The sequence below is a fragment of the Nostoc sp. genome (assembly GCF_036917555.1).
GTDB lineage: Bacteria > Cyanobacteriota > Cyanobacteriia > Cyanobacteriales > Nostocaceae > Nostoc.
Map to the genome: position 1 here is coordinate 103,138 of NZ_JBALDD010000006.1, position 21,094 is coordinate 124,231.

Below are 21,094 nucleotides of genomic sequence, written 5' to 3' on the forward strand. Positions count from 1 at the left end.
TCTTGCAGGGGGAAAGGGGCTTTTCCGATTTTTGCACAGATGCGGTAATCATAAGTGATTAACCGGACTTGATATTACTCAGCCAAGATTATCGTTTTGTTGACCCTGAGCGTCATAAACTTTGGAAAACTTTGTTTTTAGCATTGGGAAGGGCTGGCTTGGTTAGAACAGGGGCGATGTCTAAGTGGAAATCTGAAATGGTTATAAGGTTTAGAGACTATGGCAAACGGCTGTCTATTTATAACCACTCCAGAAACAAACAGCAATCGCAATCACTAGCAAAATCGGTATTACGCTATGTGCAACTTAAATGCTGATTAGGTGATAAGTTTTTTCGTAACTCCACGCAATCGGGTTAACACTGGCTTTGCCCAATTTCCACCAAGCAAATCGTGCAGCAGAATATAAAAACAGGGGATGATAAATAGTGTCAGCATCGTTGCGATCGCCATCCCAAAGAAAACTACAATCCCTAAAGGCTGCAAAAACTCAGAACCTTCACCAATGCCCAATGCCAAAGGAAACAGTCCCAAGATAGTAGTAACTGTAGTCATGATAATTGGGCGCAAGCGTTGAGGAGCAGCTTTCACGATCGCAATTTGGCGACTACAACCAACTTCTTCCCGAATTTGATTCGCCAGTTCCACCATGAGAATCCCTGCATTCACCACAATTCCCACCAGCAGAACGACACCAACAATTACAGTTGCGCCAATTGCAGTTTGGGTAATGTAAAGTCCAAAAATTCCCCCAGCTAACGCTAGTGGTACGGTGAAGATAATTACCAATGGGTCAATCAGTGAATTGTATTGTACTGCCATGACTACAAAGATTAAGAACACCGCCAATGCCCCCAAAGTTTTTAAAGCATCCTGAAGTTGCTGATTAGTTTCTTGGGCAGAACTAGGCACAATGGAAACACCATCAGGTAAGTCTACATCTTTGAGTACCTCGTTGACTTCTGCGATCGCTTCACCAAGACTAGCTCCCTCACTGAGATTTCCTGCGACAATAAAAGCTTGGCGCTGATTAATCCGTTGCACCTCACCAGGCGCTTGACCTTCTTGAATCTTCGCAACATTAAAAAGGCGGATTAGTTGATTGTTTTCTGTAAATAGCGGTAATTGCTCTAACTGGGAAGGACGCTGAATCGCTTCTTTATTTAGTTGCACCCGCACATCAACTAAACGATTACCGCGTTGAATTTGCGTGGGAACTGAACCTTCAATTGCTGTTTGAACTGTTGCACCAATTTGCCCGGCGCTCAACCCTAAAGCTGAAACCCGTTCCCAGTCGGGGCGAATTTGGATTTCTGGTTGTCGGGGGTCGGCATCTGGTCGGAATGTCGCTAATTTTGCCCTTTCTTGTAATGCTTGCAGTACTTGAGCGCCTGCTTGCGTTAAATTTTCTTCGTTCTCACCTTGCAGAACCACGTCAACTTCTGACCCTTGCACTGGAGAATTACTCAAGATTAAACCCCGCACCTGACCAGGATTGAGGCGTAGCAGAATTCCTGCTAAGTTGAGTTTGTTAAATTCTTGAGTTACTTTTTTGACGAAGGCTTCGACATCTGTGCCTGGTTTTAGATTGATGGTACTACTGGCACGTAAAGGATTTTCTGTAGTACTGCTGCCAAATAAATTACCACCCACTGTTGTGAAAGCAGACTCGGTTTCTGGTTGTTTGAGCAAAATGTCATCGACAATTTGCATAACTTTTTGAGAAGTTACTAAAGGTGTACCGGGAGGAAACTGCGCTCTCAAGGTAGCTTGTCCGGTACTGATGCGGGGTAAAATTTCTTGGGGAATTTGACCAAACATAAAGAAGCTGCTGCCGCCTAAAATTAGCAAAGCAGCAGTTACTACGAAAAAGCGATAGCGCAAGACCTTGGTTAAGAAGTTACCGTATCCCCGCGTAGCGTCTTCAAATCGGTGATTAAATTGTCTAAGTAGCCAAAATTCACTAATCCGACTAGACCAGGGAATTCCTAAAAGTCGAGAAGACAGCATCGGCACTACTGTAATGGCGACAACCAGAGATGCTGCGACTGCGAAGCTAATTGTCAGAATCAGTTCATTAAATAGCAGGGCAATAAAGCCACCAATTAAGAGGAATGGCACTACAGAAACTAAATTGGCACCTGTGGCAGCAACCAAAGCAGATTCTACTTCTTGAGAAGCAGTAGTCGCACTGTCAATAAAGAATTTAGAATTTCTCCCCTTCTTTTCTGCTCCTCGGTCACTGAGCGTAGCCGAAGTGCTGCTCCCCTGCTCCCCTGCCTCCATCTCCCTCTGATTGGGAGTCATCCCCGCTTTTTCGGAAATGTTCTCCAAGATCACAACCGATGTATCAATTGCTTGACCGACTCCTAATGTCAGACCTGCCAAACTAAACACATTCAAGGTTAAACCAAATATTCTCATTAAAGCGATCGCCGCCAGAGTACACAGCGGAATCGTCAAACTGATAATGAATGTTTGCCTGAACGATCCTAAAAATAACAACACTGCTGCTGCTGCTAACAATGCTCCAGAAATCCCCGAAAAGATGACATCATTTAAAGAATTGCGGATGAAGACAGATTCATCTGTGGTGGGACTCAAAGTCATGTCTGCTGGAATTAAACCCGATTGTCGTAATTGTTCAATTCGCCGCTTCACAGCATCTACAACTGTGATTGTGTTGGCTTCAGGCTGCTTTTGGACTGAAAATTTCACCGCAGGCTGACGATTTAGATAAACAAATACTCGCTGTTCTTCTGTATCGTCAATTACCTTTGCAAAATCTCGTAAATAAACGCGGCGGGAAGGTGCAGGGGTAGTGGTAGTAGTATTACTGCTATTACTGGTATTAGCACTAGCAGGAGAAGAAACTTCCAAAGAAAGGTTTTCAATTTCCTTGGCATTTTGGAAACGTCCCACAGTGCGAGTCAATGGCTCGGAATTTTGCCCCAGAATCCGACCACCAGAAGTATCTTGGTTACGGGCTGTTAATTCTTCTAAGACATCATTTAACCCGACACCCAAAGCTTGCAATCGGTTTAAGTCAACAAGCACTCGTACTTCTTCCTCTGCGCCACCAGATACATCAACGGAAGCGACTCCCGGCACGACACTGAGTTCACGGGTTAACTCTTCATCAGCAAATACGCGTAACTCTTTACCTGGCAATGAAGCAGAGGTCAGTGCCAATTCATAAACCGGCAATTGAGAAGGATCGACTTTGAATAATCGCGGCTCCTCTATTGTCTCTGGTAGTTGTCCTCGATTTCGGTTAAAAGCAGCAGTTGCATCGTTTAGAGCTTGGTCAATATCGCCCCCTGGTTGGAAGTATAAATCGAGGCTTACCTGTCCTTCACGTGTACGGGAAAAAACTTGCACTACATTCTCGGTTGCTGATAAAGCTTCTTCTAAAGGTCTGGTGATTTCATCTACCGCTACTTCTGGTGAAATACCAGGAGCTTCTAAGCGAACGCCAATTCGGGGATAAGTAATTGACGGTAGAAGATCGACTTGGATAGTTGTGAGAAAAAATACCCCAATGACAATTACTGCCACAGTGAGCATGAGTGTGCCAATGTGTTGGCGAATAGCGATCGCACTAAGGCTAAATCCGCCATTGCCATTATTATTGTTTGTCTGTTGCATGATACTAAGTGATAAGTGCTAAGTGCTGACTACTGAGTACTTTTTTCTTTGGTATGGTGGTTATCGCTCACCGTACTATTGCTTTTCTGAAAGAATTGAAAGACTTACAGTGTCACCTTCTTTTAACGGCTTACCACTACGAACAACATAGCGCTCTCCCGCTTGCAAACCGGATAAAATTTCCACTTTGCTATCAGCCCTTTTTCCGAAAGTAACTGCACGTGTCGCTACTTTCGTCTTGCCATCTGTGTCTTTCACCACAAATAGCGTCCCCAACGGGTTTTCTTGCTCTTTTCCTGCTCCTGCTTGTTTTTGAATAGCTGTTTGCGGCACTACTACCCGTTGTTGAGTCTGGTTTTCAAAGTTGACTCGTGCCAGTAGTCCACTGCCAATTTTACTTTGAGTGTTAGGAATCAATACCTCTACAGGTATCAAGCGAGCTGTGGCATCGGCAGCTGGGGAAATCCGCGTAACTCTGCCAATTAATGCTTCTTTAGGGAAGGCATCTAAGCGCACTTGTACAGACTGTCCAACCTGAATTTGTGACAGTTCTAATTCGGAAACTTGGACGACGACTTTGACACGGTTAAAGTCGCCAATTTTCAAGACTTCGTTACCTGCTTGCAGCAAGTTGCCTGGTTCTGTCACCCTTTGTGTGACTACGCCAGTGATGGGAGATACCAGCCGAGTATAAGACCTGCGTTCTTTGGTTTGAGCAACCAATGCCTGTTGAGCAAGTACTCTACCTTGAGCAGCAGCAACAGCTTGCTGTTCTGTCCGAACTTGTTCTTGGGCTGCCCGGAGTGCCTGGGCGGCTGTTTTTGCCTGGGTACGTGCTTGCTGGGCAGTTTGTTCAGCGATCGCTCCAGCTTTGAACAACCTCTGCTGCCGCTCTGAATCTGCTTGAGCTTGTACTACTTCTAGGCGCGCCCGTTCAACGTCTGCACGAGCATTGCTTACCTGATTTGTTGCCCTAGCTACTTCTGATTTGAGGGCTGCTAGCTCTGCTTCTGCTTGCTTTAATTCGGTCGAAAGGATGGCATCATCTAACCGCCCGACGTTTTGCCCAAGCTTTACTGCATCGCCGACATCAAAGTTTAAAGCCAACAACCGAGCTTCTACTTGCGATCGCAGTGACACAATTCGGAAGGGTGTTGTATTCCCTGTGTATTCTGGTTGTGTTTGTAGCGTATCAGTTCGAGCGATCGCCACATCTACAGCCGTTGCACTAACACGTTGTCCACTACCAGGACTCTGAGATTGTGCATCAGCCGGTTCTTCCTTGGGTAGCGCTCCACAATTTGCTGTCAGCAGTCCGATGCCCAGCAAACAGGGAATCAATAATATGGATGCAAAAGGGGAAGACACCTTTGTGCTAACGCTACTCCTTGTATCTGCAACAGCCATATCAGTCTTCACAATTGAATCTAACTGGGTATTAATTACCTGGTTAGCGGCTGCGAAAGGTGAGATTTTCGCCTGCTTGTGCGGCTTATTTCTGTCCAAAATCATTTATTTTTCTTGTATTTGGGGAGCTTTTTGGGTTAAACAGCCGTGCATTACCAAGTAATTTTGAGACATTATGAATATTGAAAAGCGGCGAGAGTCAATTAGCTATCTTCTTGCAGAATTTTGTATCAAAAATTACTTTTTATTCCGAAAATTTCTCACCACTTTAACTTTTTAGATTGAGTCAGCAGCTTTTTAGCTGCGGATACAATTCTTAGCTCAGTATAAATATTTTTAAATTTCTTGCAATCTGCCCTTAGTAGAAGACTTGTATTTACTGAAGATACGGGAGTTTTACGCCCCTACTTCTAAAATAGGCAGTATTAAATAACTATACTTAGGCTTGCTATAGGAAAATGCCTGGTAATTTTTACGCTCAATCCAATATATTAAGAATAGTAAACATAAATTGCTTTTTTTGGCGTTGTGATATTTCAATCAAGCGGTTGCATAGACAGCGGAGATAAGGGCGATACATATTACAGCCACCAATATTAGGTCAGGAAAGTTAAAAGTGAGATCATTGCTAAAAATTGTACAAACCGCTGACGAAGCCCAGATTTCCGAATTTTTCCAGGAATCAGCGGGTAACTGGCAATCGCAACGGCGCTACTACACCCTACCCAAGGGAGAAACCAAGGAGATGGAGAGTATAGTTACGATCAATTTTCTCAACCAAGGCTGTGATGAATTGCAAAACCTAGCTCAGATGCACGATTTGCCTGATACAGGTAGTTTGATCTGTGGTGCAGCAGTGACATGGGAAAGTACAGATGTACTAAATCCAAGGAAAGAGTCGCAAGGTTCAACATTATTTGGGGCTATGGGAAACATTTTGTACCGCGATCGCGGTTTTGCCATATCCAAACCAGTCACCGCTCAGTATTATTTCTCCAACCCTAAAACAATGTGTTTGCGAACTGAGTACAACGGTTCAGTCTTTGAAGAAGAGTTAAAGCTAATTGGCAGCAAATACCGCACCAGACAAACTATTATCTCCCGTGCTGGTGAGCAGTTGATGATTGGTCAATATTTAGAAAAGAGAGTGGATTAGTTGATCTCGTGGGTGCGGTTCACTAGAGCCTCACCCGTTTTGAGACTAGCCAGCATCTAGCTATTAACCGCTTATATAACTTTTTATAACAGTTTTTCAAACCTTTTTCCCAGAAAGTTGGTTGTTATGTCATCATGGGAAGTGAAATGAGACTTAATTCGGTGACAGTGTTTGTTTTTAGTATTGACAGGCTTTTCCCTTTTGGTATTACAGACTTCTCTCCGAAATCTAAATCTCTACAAACTTATGATTTTGGAGACATTTGATGTCAATTTACGTAGGTAACCTCTCTTATGATGTTACACAAGATGCGCTGAGTGCTGTATTTGCAGAATATGGTGCTGTAAAGCGTGTTCAACTACCCACAGACCGTGAAACAGGTCGTTTACGCGGCTTTGCTTTCGTAGAAATGAGTTCAGAAGATGAAGAAGCAAAAGCCATTGAAGCTCTTGATGGTGCTGAATGGCTTGGTCGTGACCTCAAAGTAAATAAAGCCAAGCCCAAAGAAGACAGAAGTGGTGGTGGTTCCTTCGGTGGGAACCGTGGTGGTGGCGGCGGCTACAACCGTAGCAACAACCGCTACTAAGCTTAATTGAATTTAGAAAAGGCTCAGGCAGGAATGCTTGAGTCTTTTTTATGGAAAACTTTGATTCTAAATAATTTTGGCCAATCATTTATCATACCGTACTGATGATTCTCTAAGGGACTTCCAAAGAATAAAATATTCCAAAAAAAACAAAAGACAACATGTTTTTAAGAATGATAATAATTATTGGTAATGGCATAATTTATTTTTTGGAAGTCCCTAATACCCGCCATCGACTCTACCAGTCGAAAAGAAACTTACGCTAAGAAATTGATTAGTTGTTTTGAATATTGCGTAGCTTGCCGAGGCATCGCCTCTTATAAACCTGTACCAATTGATCTGTCTGAAATTTCAAAGCCTCAAATCCTTACTGTGCCGTACAAAAAAGTTGTACTAAATAACCTATACATCAACTTACCCTCGTAAATTGACCAAAGTATTGATAAATAAGTATAATTACTGACATACTTTGCTCGGTTATTGCTTAGGCTAGGTAGAGCATTCAGATAGAGAAAAAGATGTCTGACCAAACAGTTTTAGCCACTAAGCAATTAGACTATGGCTTTTTACTCCTCACACACATAGTCTGCGCTGACCAACAAATTCACAGCGAAGAAGCAAAGGCCCTACAGGAACTAGCTAATATTAGCAAAATGGGAGAACGCACTATTGAGGAAATGGAGAAAATCCTCGCGCAAGCAGAAAACTTTTTATCGGTAGAAAATGTAGCGCGGAAAGTTCCACCTGGTAAGCAAAGTGAAGCTATGCGACAAATACTAGCAGTGGCTTATCTTGATGGTTTCTTCTCTCCTTTAGAACGAGAAATGGTTGATCAGATAGCAGAAATTTGGAGTTTTTCTCAGGGAGAGATAGAAAGACTAATTGAACAAGCTGAAAGCTTTGGTACTGCTAAAGCTACCCCTCAAGAGCAGTCAGCACTATCGTTTGGTGCGCGCATCTTAAAGGGAGCAGATTCTTTATTGTCCCGCGTATTGGTGGATAATTTAACAAAAATTGCTCCTGAGAATGTAGGACGACAAATTAAGCAACTACGTCAAGAAATTTTATTATCAGGCCCAGAATATGATAAAGCTATTCAGGAATGTGCAGCGATCGCCACTGAAGATTACAAGTTTGCAGAATTAGGTCTTACAGGAACTAGAGAAACGCTTTACAATTTGGGAAAAGGTATCGAAGAACAACTTACGGCCATTCAGCGCCAAGCGGTTGGTAAAGGACAAGCGAAAACCGCAGCAGAGGTAGCAAAGCAGCTTGAAGATACCAAGAAAGCTCTAACAGTAAAAATTATTAAAGAAATTGAAAGCGTGCGTCAGTCACTTGCTGCTAAACAACGTGCTCTTAATCATTTCAGCATCGCATTTATGGGTAAAACCAAAGCTGGAAAAAGTACTCTACACGCCATTATTACAGGCGATGGTTGGGATGGAATTGGTGTTGGTAAACAGCGTACTACTCGTTTTAATAGAGTATATGAATGGAAAAATATTCGGATTATCGACACCCCCGGAATCGGTGCACCTGGGGGGAAAACAGATGAAGAAATCGCTGAAAGTGTAATTGAAGAATCTGATGTAATTTGTTATGTCGTCACAAATGACAGTATTCAAGATACAGAATTTAAGTTTTTGCAACTTTTAAAATAAAAAGCCAAGCCACTAATTATTTTGCTGAATGTCAAAAATAACTTGCGTGATTCTCGGCGCTTAGAGCATTTCTTAGCCAATCCAGAAAAACTCTTTGTTATGGATGGACAAAATAGTTTGGGTGGACATATTGAGCGTATTCACCGCTACGCTAAACAACATTACGCTAATGACTACTTTGATATTATTCCTGTAATGCTTCTGGCGGCACAAATGTCCTGCGAACCAGAACATGAAGAGATTAAAGATAAGCTATTTCAAGCAAGTCAGATGCATAAGTTTCTGGATTCTATTCGCTTGTCTTTAGTTGAGTATGGAAAAATCAGGCGAACGCAAACATTACTAGGTTCTACTGTAGGTGCAATTGACGAACCTAATCAATGGGTAACAGAACAAGGTCACATATATCAAAAATTTGCAGATACCTTGAAAGATAAATACAAAACTATCTGAAAAGACATTCAAAAAGCAGCAAGAGACAATCAACAATATTTATTACAAGAAATTCAAGCTATTTTTCAAGATGCTTTTAATTCTATTCCATCTTTTGCAGAAGAATATTGGGATGCAAGCGAAAGCCAAGCAAATCAAGGATGGAAACAAAAGCTTAAAACTATTCGGTTTGAACAACGGCTGAGAATAGCTTCTGAAGAAAGTAGCCAAAATTTTAATAAAGAAATTGGAGAGATCCTTAAGGAAGTTGGTAATGAATTACAAATCGTTGCTCGATTAATTAATAATAATTTTAAATTTCAAAAACAGGATACAGATTTATTCATGCGTGACCTAATGAAAATAGGTGGTAACATCCTTGTCATAGCAGCACCTATTATAGCTTTATTCATTCCTGCCCCTGTAGCCGCAGTTGTAGGAATTATAGGTTTTGCTCTTAACCAAATTTCTGGGTGGACAAAATCTAAAGAACAGAAGAGACGCGAGGCTGTACAAAAGATTTCTAACTCTTTGTCTAATCAACTTATTGATCATCAACAAAATATTATTCAGCAAGCAAAGAATGATTTCAATAAATATACTGATGCAGTATCTAATAGTATTAATATTTATTTTGAAGAAATGATTAAAGGTTTAGAAATTATCTATGAACAACTTGAAACAGCTAAAAGTAGGTTGAATGATAAATCTAATTACATAAATCGTGCTTATGCCAAACGTATAATTGATTGGGGTGTCGGCAAGTATGAACCACTTACAGACGAAGTAATTATCAAAACAATAGTGAAAGTAGAGCGTGACTTTGGCAGTAGTATGAAAATTCATACTAAATCTAAATTACGGTTAACCAAATCTTTAAAAGATATCACACGAATTTTACAAGAAGATATTTCTATTCAAACTAGTAACGAAATATAGAGGAAGAACAAAATCGTGAATCAGAATAAACAAATATTGAATTCTGCCGCTGTTAATGATAAATTCAAAAAGTCTTTAGTTAAATTTGACCACATATTAGCTCAAGGCAAACACCTTGAATTATCAGCCATTCGTAAAAAGCTGCGTGATGAATTAAAAGCTTATCATTAAGAGGGAATTTTATCATTAGCTTTTGTTGGTCAATATAATGCTGGTAAATCTACCACAATTTCTGCTCTTACAGGACGGCGTGATATTCGTATTGATTCTGATATTGCAACAGACAAAACTGCTAGTTATGACTGGAATAGCATTAAAATTGTAGATACACCCGGACTTTTTACAGACCGTAAAGACCATGATGAGATTACCTATGATGCTATAAATAAGGCAGATTTATTAGTTTTCTGCTTGACATATATGCTGTTTGATTCGATTACGGTAGCTAATTTTAAAAAATTAGCCTATGAAAAAGGCTATCGTTGGAAAATGATGCTGCTTGTCAATAAAATGTCCGATGAAGCAGGAGAAGAAGAACAAAAAATTGCTAACTATCGTCAAAGTCTTAAAGAAGCAATTAAACCTCATAAACTAGATGATTTTCCTGTGTGCTTTATTGATGCGAAGGACTATTATGAAGGTGTAGACCAAAATGATGATTTTCTCATTGATATCAGTCGATTCCAAACTTTTTTGGATGAATTGGATAAGTTTGTTGAAAAGCGTTCAGTATTAGCTCGGTTTGATACACCAGTCAGAATAGCACTCAGTTGTGTTGATGAAGCTCAGTTGAGTTTTACACGTGATAATAACCAAGATTCAGCTTTTTTAGAGGTACTAACGCGCTTATCTCGCACAGTTCGGAAAGAACGCGATCGCCTACGTATAAAAGTTAATAATATAGCTCTACAGATGTCCGCAGCAATAGCAAAAGAAGGTACAATTCTTGCTGCTGGTGTTGGAAGTGAGCAAGATTTTACAATGCTGAATAAACAGACTGAAATCAATATAAAACAGTACTATGAAAAAGCAGAAGCTCAACTTCAATATGTAATAAATACAGCAGTTGAAGATATTCGGCAAGAAGTTGAAGAAGTGCTACAAAGTAATCTAGTACAAACCTTCATAACTTTCTTAAAAAAAAAACAAAGTTTTTCTACGGATAGTGGCAATGGGGATATGGATGTAGAACGAATAAAAGATCAAATTAATTGGCTCAAAGATATTGGTGAGAAAGCAGGAGTCGAAGTCAGCAATTCTGCCAAACGAGAATTTTTATCTACTGCTAGTAGTAGCGGTGGTTTTTTGCGTTCTATGGATGTAGCGGGTAGCGGTTTACATCAGACAGTGTTAGCTGTAGGAAAATTTGTAGGCTTTGATTTTAAGCCTTAGCAAGCAGTTGGTATTGCTAAAAATATCGGTAACGCTGCGATGTTTCTTGGACCAGCAGTAGCGTTAATTTCATTAGCAACAGATGCTTATACAGCACAACAGGAACAACAGCGAGAAAACAAAATAGCAGATATTCGTAGTGATATTACCAGCCAGTTTCAAGCAATTGCTAAAGATTTAGAAAATCAGATTGAATTACAACTACAGGAATTTGAACAACAAGTTTACGGGGAAATTGAGCAGCAAATTGCAACAGGTCGTCAGCAAGAAGAAAATGCGATCGCAGCTTCTAATACTTGGGTTAAAGAATTATTAGAAGTACGCAAAAATTTTGATTTGATTCTCCGTTATATAACCAAGGTGACAGAAAATCTAGTTATTTGAATAATACCTGTTGTGAACTGCAATCAAAGCAATTTTGACGATTTATGTTTGCAGTTCACCGCACATACGTGGAATAAGGGACTTCCAAAAAATAAATTATGATATAATCAATAATAATAATCATTATTAAAAATATGTGGTTGAAGCAAACGCTCCTCCAACTCACGAAAAAGTAATTCTTCTAAATAGTCTGCTTTCATATATGTTTTGAAGACTAAATTGGATAGTAGCAGGTATGATTAGGCGATCGCTTTAAACTTTGATTTTTATCTGATCGCACCCTTGAGCAAGTTAATAAAAAAAACCCGCTGATTAGGGTAGGATTCCAGCGGGGTTAAATAATACAGTTTTTTCAGAGAAACCAACACTAAACTTAATTACAGAGCTACTAGAAACTTTTACGACTAATAGCAACTATTTATAAATGTTTATGAACTATTTTTTTAGCATGATGTCTGTGATGTTTAGTGTGATGAACTTTAGCAGATTTTACGCTGGTATGATGGATAGTTTTAGCTTGAGCTTGAGATGCAAAAGCGGTTACAGGCGCAACAAAAATTAGAGCCAAAAGTAAAGTTTTAGCGAACTTATTCACTTGAGAATCCTCATTAGGTAATCAACAATTTAACTATCTAATAGACATATGTCATAAGTTTGTAATTGATATGAATCTTTCATGTCTATTTTTACATCCATAAAATATAGGACTTACGTCAATACTGTTCGGGTAAGGCAAGAGACGCGATGAATCGCCGTCTCTACAATGATGATTTATCGTATTTTTAGTGGTCTAGAATTTTGATTAAAAAACCTTAACCGAATTATATTGGAGCTTACGTGAACCTATCCCACTATTCTAAAAATCACTACTTTTTGTCGTAAAATGTGCTTCAAAACCTTAATTTTTCGTTCTCATTTCTCAATAAGTTTAAGTTTTGTAGCACAAATATTATTAGTAGGATAGGTTCGGGGAATACTTAGCTAAAAAACACTTGCTGGCATTTCCATTTTAAATGTAACAATTTGGATATCATCCAAATAACTGTAATTTGGCTATGGTACCTGGGTTAATTTTGATTAGGAAATGCTGAGAGCCATCAATTCTTCTGCTACCTCAAAGTTAGCTGTGACATTTTGCACGTCATCCAAGCCTTCTAAAGTATCAATTAACTTGAAAAGCGATCGCGCCTGATCGGGATCGGTAACTTCTACACTATTACTAGGAATCCAGCGCAATTCGGCATCAGTTATCTTAAAGCCTTGATTTTTGAGCGTCTGACTAAGGGTTTCTAAATTTGCAATATCAGTAAATACCTCAGCCATCTCATCTTCAGTCATCTCATAAGACTGGGCACCGCCTTCGAGGGATGCTTCTAAAAGCTGTTCTTCGTCAAGTACACCCGGCACTACACAAACGCCTTTTTGTTCAAACATCCAGCTAACGCAACCTGTTTCACCAAGATTGCCACCATTTTTACTAAAAGCTACACGCAAGTCAGCAGCAGTGCGATTGCGATTATCTGTGAGGGCTTCGATTAAAATCGCTACACCACAAGGGCCATAGCCTTCGTAGCGAATCGCTTCAAAGGTAGCATTATCGCCGCCAAAAGTGCCTGCACCTTTAGCGATCGCTCGTTCAATATTATCATTGGGGATACTCGCTGCCTTTGCCTTGTCAATTGCCGTGCGAAGTTGAAAATTCAGCGCCGGATCTGGTACGCCGCTTCTAGCCGCAACGATAATCGCCCTGGATAACTGAGTAAAGGTTTTTCCCTTTTTTGCATCTACTACCGCTTTCTGGCGCTTAATATTTGCCCATTTACTATGTCCTGCCATAATTTGAGATTATCATAACTCTATTCAAGATTAGGATATACCTAGCTTTTGTCTGAATGCAAAGGTGCATTTGGTAAAAGTTCACCAAGATAATCACTCAAAGCAAGCCAGCAGCACTGAGATTTGATTTTCAAGTGAGATGAGGAATGGTGTAGTTCAATTACTTCGCATCCCGTTTAGATCACAAAAGGTTCAAGTTCCGTGTTATGCCACTCTTGTTCAAGCCGTTCAGTAATCAACGGTCTAATGATAAACTTGGGCGGGATACCATCCAGAACATCAATCCGCACACATGAATAAGGCAGTCGGTTCTGGAAATTGTAGTTATGACGACCCACAAATAGCATTGAATCCGCAACTTTCCGAGTGGGTTTACCTGCAATCTCAGCAAAAGTTTCCATCAATTCAGTCCCTTCTCGCCGTTGATAGCGGGGACGATGACCGCTCCCACCAGAGATAATACAGTTAATCTGCGAGTCTGCAAATCCGGTATCAGTTGTGCAAAGATGCTCTAAACAGTGAGCGTGACCATTTAAAATCAAATCGACTATGGGACGTTCTTTAATTAGAGAACCAAGAGTTTCTGCTACTTGTTCAAACACCCAGCGCAAGCGGTGGCGAACCGCCAAGGTTTGTGCCTGATTCCACTTGGTAGCTTCTGTGACGTAGGGGGGATGGTGGAAAAAGATTACACGTCCGCGCACTTGGGAGGTGTTCCAAGATTCGATTAGTCTGCTTCGCAACCATTCAAGTTGTTCAAAGTCGATCGCAGGCATTTGATGAGATATTAGTTGTTTTTCAATGTCAATTTTGATTTCGTTTATTTGGTCTAATTTGGCACTAAGGTCATCAAGTTGTTCCGCTTCGGTGGGTTTATCTGGGTTGAGGCGATCGTATATTCCCAAAATCTCCAATTCTTCTCGATCTATTTCCTGGCGACGCTTTTGCAATTCTCGGCGGTAAATTTCCCCCTCTTGAGTTGCAGGTAAAGGTGATGGTGTATTAAAGGTATTAGAATCCAGTGCAAAAAAGTCAATCCCGCCGTAACGAAAGGTGTAATAGCGATTGGGTAAACGAGTAAACTGTCCAGGTTCATAACGCAAACAGCGCCCTTTGTCGGTCTTTGCAGTGTAGTGCCGATCTAAATGGTGTTCTAACTCTTGTGGAGACATTGGCTGGGTATAGTCCATAAATGCCCGTGCATAAGCATTACCTTGATACGATCCATGCCAGCCAATCTCGATATCTTTATAGCGGAATAGGCGACGCAGTGAGGATGTTGTGCCAGTCAATAAACGGTACATCAACGGTACATCGTAGTAATCATGATTACCAAGTACTGGCAAGAACGGCAGATTAAACACCATGCGGTCATAAGGAATGCCTTTTGGGTTGTCACCACCAACGAGAAATTCCCGGTAAGGCTCAATAAAGTTTGTTGAATAATATTCTTGGGAACCCACCACATAGATGACATCGCCAGTATGCAACACAAAGCTGCAATCATCGCGGTGAGTCAGCATCAGTTCGGCAACTTTTCGTTGGGGGTGGTGTCGAGAATGGGATTTAGTACCGGAATCACCGATAACCATAAAGGAAAATTCTGGATTATCCTGCCTGCGATCGTCAATAACTATACTGGTTTGGTCAATTCCCCGTTGCACAAAACTTGGATGCATCCACCGCACCCGTTCCTTCATCTTTTGAATTTTCACAGGAATCGGTGGATCGGAAATCAATTTCATGGCTGATAACTCTTGAATGCCTAATGCACACGCCGATTGTAACGAAATATTTACAGCAATTTTCATGTATTTGAACCACATCTATCGTAAGGGCACAGCATTGCTGTGCCCCTACTGCGTGGTCTATTTACCTGAAAATAGCTGTAATTGTCATTAGTCATTTGTGAATAACCAATGTCCACTTGCCCTGAGCGAAGTCGTTCGCGTAGCGTCTCGCAGAGAAGGGATGCCCACTCCCCAATTCTTACGGCAAATTTTCTCGCAGTAATGCTCGAAAGCCTGCTTGTTGAAAATGCTCATCGGCGGTCAGTGCTTCAGTGATTCCGCTATATTGCATAACAATAAAAGATACGCAATCGACAAATCCCCATTCTTTCTCAGTTCGTTCGCGATATAGCTGGAAAGCACGTTCATAGAGTTCCTGGGAAAGGGGGACAATTTCTACTTTAGAGTCTGCTACTAGAGAATTTAATAATATGATTGCCGCCTGACGATAAGGTTGTTGGGATAAGGCATTGCCAATTTCCAACATCACCGCCTGTGTTGTCACCAAACGAGTTTCTGCTGCTTGTAACATTTTAGCTAGATGTAAGGCTCGGTCATGCAAGCGATCGCTCGGTGCAGATAAGGCAATGGCAAATGATGTATCAAGAAAGACTTCAGAATGCATGAAAAGTTTATTTATTGTATAAATATTTATCTATATTGGCAGACCAATCAGGCGGCCCTTCGAGGTTGAGCGATCGTGCCGTTTGCAGAAATGATACCGTTTCATGTTCGCTTGGCGGTAAAATTTCAATACTGATTCGCACGCGGGTATTAATTGGCAGTGCGATCGGTTCAGCCGGATAGAACACTTTGCCATTAAATACAGCTGTGATTTTTTCTACCATTTTCCTTAGAAAGTTTTTCTAGTCTATCCTAAGCTGGTTGTGATGATACGAGTAGGGTAAACAACCCTATAAGTAGTGAAGATACGTATACTTATTTTACAAATTATCTCGATTTTTCAAAATTGCCTAAACCACCAACTGAATCACACCCCACTGTGCATTTGTCAACCCAGAAGAGTCAGATTTTGCTACTTTCTCAATAACTTCTGATTTTAAACCAACAGCTACTTCTGACTTTAGAGTGCGTAGAGCTACCATTGGCATAGGTAGGTAGCAGACTATATCTGCAATGTCGGTGGTAAGTTCCCAGTGGCGTAGGTGCAGCCCGTCGTAGACATCGCCTAATAATTATTACCGCCGTATTCCTCCTCATCGCTAAAGTGGTTCCAATACGGTTTGGTTAAGGTTTTTGATGAAAATTCTAGATCACAGAGACGCGATAAATCACGATTATTGTAGAGACGGCGATTTATCGCGTCTAAAATTATAGGGAGATGCGGAGATTTATTCCAGCACTCCTAAATTGTCTATTGTGAATCATTAGTATCGCCAAATGATTTCATCTGTAACTCGACTGCATTAACGTAACTTTGATCGTTCAAAACTTGCGCTGGTAACTTATTAGCCCTGATAGCAGCCTGAACCACATCTTTTGCAGTCAAGTTTCCGGTTTGGTATTTGAATAACAAAGTTCCCCCACTGGGAATACCCTGCTCTTTTAAATAACCTTGATAAGCTAGAAAGGCAAGATTAAAGGGTTGCAGATATTTGGCATCTGTGGAATTTTTTCGTAAAGTATTAGAGTTGATATCTGTATTTATTTGTCTACCACTATTGTTATTATTAGCTGTTTGAGCGCCAGCAATTCCAGGAATAAAAGCAATAAAAGTAATGACAAGTGCAGAATTCAACAAGGTTGTGAGTTTCATAATTTCATCCTTAATAGAGATTAATTAGTATTTTTTATTAATAGAGTTGTCTTGCTTTTCAATCTCAAATTTTTGACATTAGTTTATTATATTTATTGATTTATCACTTATATTTTGGAGTAAAATAATTTATTCAAATCTTGTTTTACAAGGTTTGAATAAATTAATACAGGTTGATGATAGAGTATTGTGCAAACAAATTTATTAGGAACTGTGACCAAGCTGTAATTGATAAAATGATCTAAGTTACACCTTAAAAGCACAAAGCTAACTTAGATCATTCAAAATTCCCAAAACCCATCATGTTATAGGCGATAAAAGCAGTATCAAAGGATTTGAGGTGATTGGCATTAGTGGAATAGCTAGGGAAAGTGTCAGAGTTGACGGCTGTGTTTATTGATGGGCTATTGTGATTCTTAGCTCGATGAAAGCAAGTGATTTTAGGCATAGAATTAATCCAAGCAATAATATGTGCAGAAGTTAGCGAGTTTGTGAATTTCATAGAGTTATCCTCAACTAGAACAAAGTGCAATCAGTATTCTCTAGTAATAGAGTTCACTGTTTGATTAATCTCAATCTTTTTTCGGAAGTTTGCCCGATGGGTTAATTTGTTAATTCCCCGAACTGGTGAGTTAAATTTACCCCAATTGGAAAAATGGGGAATTAGGAGAAAGTTTAGTAATAACTTGAAAGAGGCAAAGATATGCTAAATAAAATCCTTAGCCGACAAGTATTTTTAGAAGATGCATTAGCGTAGCTCGCACTTCGACAAAGCTCAGTGACCACCGCAGGCATCGCCTATTCACATCTCTAAAGATTTTTTGCTTAAGGCTATCAACCGAAATCTAACTTTGTTTTGGCTAATTAACTTTCCATACCAATATGTTAGAAAATCTTGATGATGGAAGCAAATGCTTTTGATTTTCAAATTGATAAATAAAAGTGATTGCAATTAATATCTGGAGGGAAATCTTCCAACTCATTGCCTCTTCGTGACTTATGGACTATTTTGGCAGCGTTACGGGTTCCATAAATTCACTACAAATAAGCTGATAGTGTCAAAATGTTATATGTATAGTTTATTTACAAAGTCATTTATGCCGAAAGCAATTTGGAATGGAGCTGTTTTAGCCGAGAGTGATAATACCGTAGTTGTGGAGGGCAACCATTATTTTCCTGTTGACACCATTAACAAACAGTACTTTACTGAAACCAACACTCACACTACTTGTCCTTGGAAAGGTGTCGCTAGCTACTACAGTATAGAAGTTGATGGACAAGTCAACAAAGATGCTGCTTGGTATTATCCCAGCGCTAAGGAGAAGGCTAAGAATATTGAAGGATATGTCGCCTTCTGGAAGGGTATAAAAGTCGAGGCTTAATAAAGGTTCCTGGAAGTATTTTAGTTGCAGGTAATTGATATTACATTCGACTAATTGCCCATAAAATACTTAGCCCGCGCACGCGGGCTAAGTATTTAAACTATTTTATTTACGAATTTATTTGAATACGTAATTATACCTTCGCCTTGCGAAATGCTACTTGCTTTCTCTTCGCCAGCCAAGCCAGACTACCAGCAAGTATAGTACCAGCGATCGCGCTTGGTTCGGGTACTCTTGTCAGTAAAACAACGCCACTGGCTGTAACAATTATATTGCCTCCTGCTCCTGAATTATTGCTATCACCAGCGATCGCACTTGGTTCGGGTACTGGTTTTGATATAATAAAACCATTAGGGGCTGAGATAGTTATGTTACCTCCTACTCGTGAATTATTGCTATCATCAGCGATCGCGCTTGGTTTGCGTACTGGTTTCAATATAATAAGGTCAGGGATTGTAAGAGTTATGTTACCTCCTAATCCCGAATGATTGCTACCAGCAGCGATCGCGCTTGGTTGGGGTACTGGTTTCGATATAATAGCACCGGGTCTCACTGTAAGAGTATTGGTTGTAATAGTTAGGGTGCCTGCTGCTCCTGAATGATTGCTACCAGTAGCGATCACACTTGGTTGGGGTACTGGTTTCGATATAATAGCACCGGGTCTCACTGTAAGAGCATTGGTTGTAATAGTTAGAGTGCCTGCTGCTCCTGAATTCTTGCTACCACCTTTAATATACAGTTTATCAGTAAAGATAGTTAAATTGCCGCTAGAGGCAGTTAAATTGTTGCCGATGGTGATGCTATCGAGAGCCGTTACATTACTATTATCGATTCCTGTTAGTTCACCATTGATTACCAAACGCTTGCTGCTGATAGTACTATTGATAAGTTTTAGATTACTATCTATATTTACATTGGGGCCGCTAATAGAGCTATTAGTAAACGTTATGTTACTAGAATTGTAAGCATTGAAATTACCAGCGATAGCAAGCCCAGAAAGGGTAACATTCGCAGCGTTAATGTCAAACACGGGGAAGTGATTATTGCTACTGATGGTAAGTAAGTTAGCACCTGGGCCATTAATAGTGAGATTTTTAGCGACCTCAAGTGCCCCACTAGTCAGGGTAATTGTACTAGGATAACTTTCCAATAAGAACTCTACCACGTCATTACTATTTGCAATGTTGATAGTGTCTCGCAATGAGCCAACGCCACTATCATTGAGATTGTTCACCGTCAAAGTAGCAGCTTGGGCTGATTCCACTTGCATTATTACCCAGCCCAGAGCAACAGCTGTGGAAATAGCTTGAGCAACAGCCTTTTTTCTATTGTTTTTTATCACTTAAAACTCCTTAGATTTAGAGTAAGCAAGTATATTGAATGATGTTCAAGTTTATAACGTCTAACAAAATAAAATATAAGTATAATCTAGGGGTGCTGGTGTTGATTGATTAAACATACGCTTGACCATCCAAATTTATGCCATCCCAAACTGAAGAATTTACTATTGGCGTCGAAGAGGAATATCAAATTATCAATCCGACAACACGAGAACTGAGTTCGCGTGTGCAGCAGATTCTGCCAAAAGCCCAGAAAGCACTTGGCTCTGAAGTTCAGCCAGAAGCCCAGCAATCGCAGATAGAAATTGGTACACCCATTTGTAGAACACTTGCAGATGTACGCTCTGATCTTGTTCGTTTGCGCCAGGAAGTGATTGCGGCGGCTGCTAAGGACGGTAAGCAAATTGCTGCTGCTGGGACGCACCCGTTCTCACATTGGGATGAACAGCAGATCACGCCTAAAGAACGTTATCAAGATTTGATGCGAGATTATCAACAACTTACCCGTGAACTAGTGATCTTTGGCTGTCATGTTCATGTGGGAATTAGCGATCGCTCTACTGCCATACAGGTGATGAACCGGACTCGTGTATGGCTTTCCCCACTCTTGGCACTGGCAGCATCTTCACCTTTTTGGTTAGGTACGGATACAGGCTATGCAAGCTATCGTACCGAAATTTGGGGTCGATGGCCTATATCTGGAGTACCACTGATTTTCGAGTCCTTAACCGATTACGAAGCGCTTGTACAAGTTTTAGTAGAGACAAAAAGTGTCGCGGAGGCGACGAAGATTTATTGGGATGTGCGTTTGTCTGAGCGCTTTCCAACAATAGAGTTTCGAGTCACTGATGTCTGCCAGACGATAGACGAAGCAGTAATGGTAGCAGGGCTTGTACGTGCTTTGGTGCGAACTTGCTACGAAGAAGTCATAACTGATAAACCGTTTCAGCCAGTGCGTCACGAACTTATACGTGCTGCTCACTGGCGTGCCGCACGTTATGGATTAGATGAGGATTTAATTGACGTTAGCGCTATAAAAGCTGTTCCGGCACGGGAGATGGTTGAGAGCTTTCTCAGTTTCGTGCGTCCATCACTTGAGGAGTACGGAGAATGGGATGAAGTCTCGTCTCTTGTACATAGAACGATGGAGTTTGGGAATGGTGCAACACGACAACGCGAAATTTACAAACAAACGGGGCGTTTTTCAGATGTCGTCGATTTAATCGTCCAAGATACAGCAAAAGGGATAGCTTCAGTATAAATGCTTTTATTCTCGTGAATCTAAGTTGTGCTGTTAATATTATAGGATTTGTATTGATAAGTTTTGCTTAAGTTGTGGTAACGATCGCATAAGCTTTACTA

19 protein-coding genes and 1 pseudogene are annotated in these 21,094 nt (G+C 40.5%); 10 read left to right on the forward strand and 10 right to left on the reverse strand.

Going from position 1 to position 21,094, the window contains the following annotated elements; genetic code table 11:
• Positions 1–317: 317 nt before the first annotated feature.
• Both V7K60_RS02180 and V7K60_RS02185 read right to left on the reverse strand, forming a co-directional pair.
• Positions 318–3,647, reverse strand: coding sequence for an efflux RND transporter permease subunit (locus tag V7K60_RS02180; RefSeq protein ID WP_334922550.1), 3,330 nt, complete (start codon positions 3,645–3,647; stop codon positions 318–320).
• Between the two features lie 75 nt (positions 3,648–3,722).
• A complete protein-coding gene (locus V7K60_RS02185) occupies positions 3,723–5,159 on the reverse strand; it encodes an efflux RND transporter periplasmic adaptor subunit (protein ID WP_334922552.1) in 1,437 nt (478 codons plus the stop codon).
• A gap of 511 nt (positions 5,160–5,670) precedes the next feature.
• Here V7K60_RS02185 and V7K60_RS02190 point away from each other — a divergent pair.
• The 8 genes from V7K60_RS02190 (at position 5,671) to V7K60_RS02225 (ending at position 11,607) form a co-directional block, all read left to right on the forward strand.
• Complete coding sequence (locus V7K60_RS02190; RefSeq protein WP_334922553.1) at positions 5,671–6,210, forward strand: phycobiliprotein lyase; 540 nt, start codon at positions 5,671–5,673, stop codon at positions 6,208–6,210.
• Positions 6,211–6,475: 265 nt separating this feature from the next.
• Entirely contained in the window at positions 6,476–6,796 is a 321-nt protein-coding gene (locus V7K60_RS02195; RefSeq protein ID WP_334818687.1) for an RNA recognition motif domain-containing protein, read from the forward strand.
• A 518-nt stretch (positions 6,797–7,314) separates the two neighbouring features.
• Positions 7,315–8,460, forward strand: a complete 1,146-nt coding sequence (locus tag V7K60_RS02200) for a GTPase (protein WP_334922555.1) — start codon at positions 7,315–7,317, stop codon at positions 8,458–8,460.
• A gap of 21 nt (positions 8,461–8,481) precedes the next feature.
• Positions 8,482–8,913, forward strand: a complete 432-nt coding sequence (locus V7K60_RS02205; RefSeq protein ID WP_334922557.1) for a hypothetical protein — start codon at positions 8,482–8,484, stop codon at positions 8,911–8,913.
• Between the two features lie 324 nt (positions 8,914–9,237).
• Complete coding sequence (locus V7K60_RS02210) at positions 9,238–9,831, forward strand: hypothetical protein (RefSeq protein WP_334922559.1); 594 nt, start codon at positions 9,238–9,240, stop codon at positions 9,829–9,831.
• A gap of 15 nt (positions 9,832–9,846) precedes the next feature.
• Positions 9,847–10,002, forward strand: a complete 156-nt coding sequence (locus tag V7K60_RS02215) for a hypothetical protein (protein WP_334922561.1) — start codon at positions 9,847–9,849, stop codon at positions 10,000–10,002.
• Positions 10,003–10,008: 6 nt separating this feature from the next.
• A complete protein-coding gene (locus tag V7K60_RS02220; RefSeq protein ID WP_334922597.1) occupies positions 10,009–11,223 on the forward strand; it encodes a GTPase in 1,215 nt (404 codons plus the stop codon).
• 39 nt (positions 11,224–11,262) lie between these two features.
• The gene (locus V7K60_RS02225) at positions 11,263–11,607 is read left to right on the forward strand and encodes a hypothetical protein (protein WP_334922563.1); all 345 of its coding nucleotides are present in this window, start codon (positions 11,263–11,265) and stop codon (positions 11,605–11,607) included.
• Positions 11,608–12,684: 1,077 nt separating this feature from the next.
• On the opposite strand, the gene V7K60_RS02230 is transcribed toward V7K60_RS02225, so the two are convergent.
• The 7 genes and pseudogenes from V7K60_RS02230 to V7K60_RS02260 all read right to left on the reverse strand — a co-directional run bounded on the left by V7K60_RS02230 (position 12,685) and on the right by V7K60_RS02260 (position 17,512).
• Positions 12,685–13,443: a YebC/PmpR family DNA-binding transcriptional regulator gene (locus tag V7K60_RS02230; RefSeq protein WP_334922565.1), complete on the reverse strand. Its 759-nt coding sequence runs from the start codon at positions 13,441–13,443 to the stop codon at positions 12,685–12,687.
• Between the two features lie 176 nt (positions 13,444–13,619).
• Positions 13,620–15,188, reverse strand: a complete 1,569-nt coding sequence (locus V7K60_RS02235) for a metallophosphoesterase (RefSeq protein ID WP_334922599.1) — start codon at positions 15,186–15,188, stop codon at positions 13,620–13,622.
• A 244-nt stretch (positions 15,189–15,432) separates the two neighbouring features.
• Entirely contained in the window at positions 15,433–15,858 is a 426-nt protein-coding gene (locus V7K60_RS02240; RefSeq protein WP_104906391.1) for a type II toxin-antitoxin system VapC family toxin, read from the reverse strand.
• Between the two features lie 7 nt (positions 15,859–15,865).
• Positions 15,866–16,081: a hypothetical protein gene (locus tag V7K60_RS02245; RefSeq protein ID WP_334922567.1), complete on the reverse strand. Its 216-nt coding sequence runs from the start codon at positions 16,079–16,081 to the stop codon at positions 15,866–15,868.
• Positions 16,082–16,207: 126 nt separating this feature from the next.
• Positions 16,208–16,429, reverse strand: a pseudogene (locus V7K60_RS02250) (hypothetical protein); the annotation flags it as partial.
• A gap of 179 nt (positions 16,430–16,608) precedes the next feature.
• Positions 16,609–17,010: a hypothetical protein gene (locus tag V7K60_RS02255; protein ID WP_334922569.1), complete on the reverse strand. Its 402-nt coding sequence runs from the start codon at positions 17,008–17,010 to the stop codon at positions 16,609–16,611.
• A 277-nt stretch (positions 17,011–17,287) separates the two neighbouring features.
• Entirely contained in the window at positions 17,288–17,512 is a 225-nt protein-coding gene (locus V7K60_RS02260) for a hypothetical protein (protein ID WP_334922570.1), read from the reverse strand.
• A gap of 595 nt (positions 17,513–18,107) precedes the next feature.
• On the opposite strand from V7K60_RS02260, the gene V7K60_RS02265 reads away from it, so the two are divergent.
• Positions 18,108–18,392 carry a DUF427 domain-containing protein gene (locus tag V7K60_RS02265; protein WP_334922572.1) on the forward strand — a complete coding sequence of 95 codons (285 nt, stop codon included), beginning with the start codon at positions 18,108–18,110 and terminating at the stop codon, positions 18,390–18,392.
• 133 nt (positions 18,393–18,525) lie between these two features.
• Here V7K60_RS02265 and V7K60_RS02270 read toward each other — a convergent pair whose 3' ends face one another.
• Positions 18,526–19,734: a PEP-CTERM sorting domain-containing protein gene (locus V7K60_RS02270; RefSeq protein ID WP_334922574.1), complete on the reverse strand. Its 1,209-nt coding sequence runs from the start codon at positions 19,732–19,734 to the stop codon at positions 18,526–18,528.
• 137 nt (positions 19,735–19,871) lie between these two features.
• Here V7K60_RS02270 and V7K60_RS02275 point away from each other — a divergent pair, with 137 nt between their 5' ends.
• A complete protein-coding gene (locus V7K60_RS02275) occupies positions 19,872–20,993 on the forward strand; it encodes a carboxylate-amine ligase (RefSeq protein ID WP_334922576.1) in 1,122 nt (373 codons plus the stop codon).
• Positions 20,994–21,094 lie beyond the last annotated feature (101 nt).

Excerpts from the sequence above, each read along its gene's own strand:
- V7K60_RS02180 (WP_334922550.1), bottom strand. The coding sequence starts at position 3,647 with ATGCAACAGACAAACAATAATAATGGCAATGGCGGATTTAGCCTTAGT.
- V7K60_RS02185 (WP_334922552.1), bottom strand. The coding sequence starts at position 5,159 with ATGATTTTGGACAGAAATAAGCCGCACAAGCAGGCGAAAATCTCACCT.
- V7K60_RS02195 (WP_334818687.1), top strand. The coding sequence starts at position 6,476 with ATGTCAATTTACGTAGGTAACCTCTCTTATGATGTTACACAAGATGCG.
- V7K60_RS02200 (WP_334922555.1), top strand. The coding sequence starts at position 7,315 with ATGTCTGACCAAACAGTTTTAGCCACTAAGCAATTAGACTATGGCTTT.
- V7K60_RS02210 (WP_334922559.1), top strand. The coding sequence starts at position 9,238 with ATGCGTGACCTAATGAAAATAGGTGGTAACATCCTTGTCATAGCAGCA.
- V7K60_RS02225 (WP_334922563.1), top strand. The coding sequence starts at position 11,263 with ATGTTTCTTGGACCAGCAGTAGCGTTAATTTCATTAGCAACAGATGCT.
- V7K60_RS02230 (WP_334922565.1), bottom strand. The coding sequence starts at position 13,443 with ATGGCAGGACATAGTAAATGGGCAAATATTAAGCGCCAGAAAGCGGTA.
- V7K60_RS02235 (WP_334922599.1), bottom strand. The coding sequence starts at position 15,188 with ATGAAATTGATTTCCGATCCACCGATTCCTGTGAAAATTCAAAAGATG.
- V7K60_RS02240 (WP_104906391.1), bottom strand. The coding sequence starts at position 15,858 with ATGCATTCTGAAGTCTTTCTTGATACATCATTTGCCATTGCCTTATCT.
- V7K60_RS02245 (WP_334922567.1), bottom strand. The coding sequence starts at position 16,081 with ATGGTAGAAAAAATCACAGCTGTATTTAATGGCAAAGTGTTCTATCCG.
- V7K60_RS02255 (WP_334922569.1), bottom strand. The coding sequence starts at position 17,010 with ATGAAACTCACAACCTTGTTGAATTCTGCACTTGTCATTACTTTTATT.
- V7K60_RS02260 (WP_334922570.1), bottom strand. The coding sequence starts at position 17,512 with ATGAAATTCACAAACTCGCTAACTTCTGCACATATTATTGCTTGGATT.
- V7K60_RS02265 (WP_334922572.1), top strand. The coding sequence starts at position 18,108 with ATGCCGAAAGCAATTTGGAATGGAGCTGTTTTAGCCGAGAGTGATAAT.
- V7K60_RS02275 (WP_334922576.1), top strand. The coding sequence starts at position 19,872 with ATGCCATCCCAAACTGAAGAATTTACTATTGGCGTCGAAGAGGAATAT.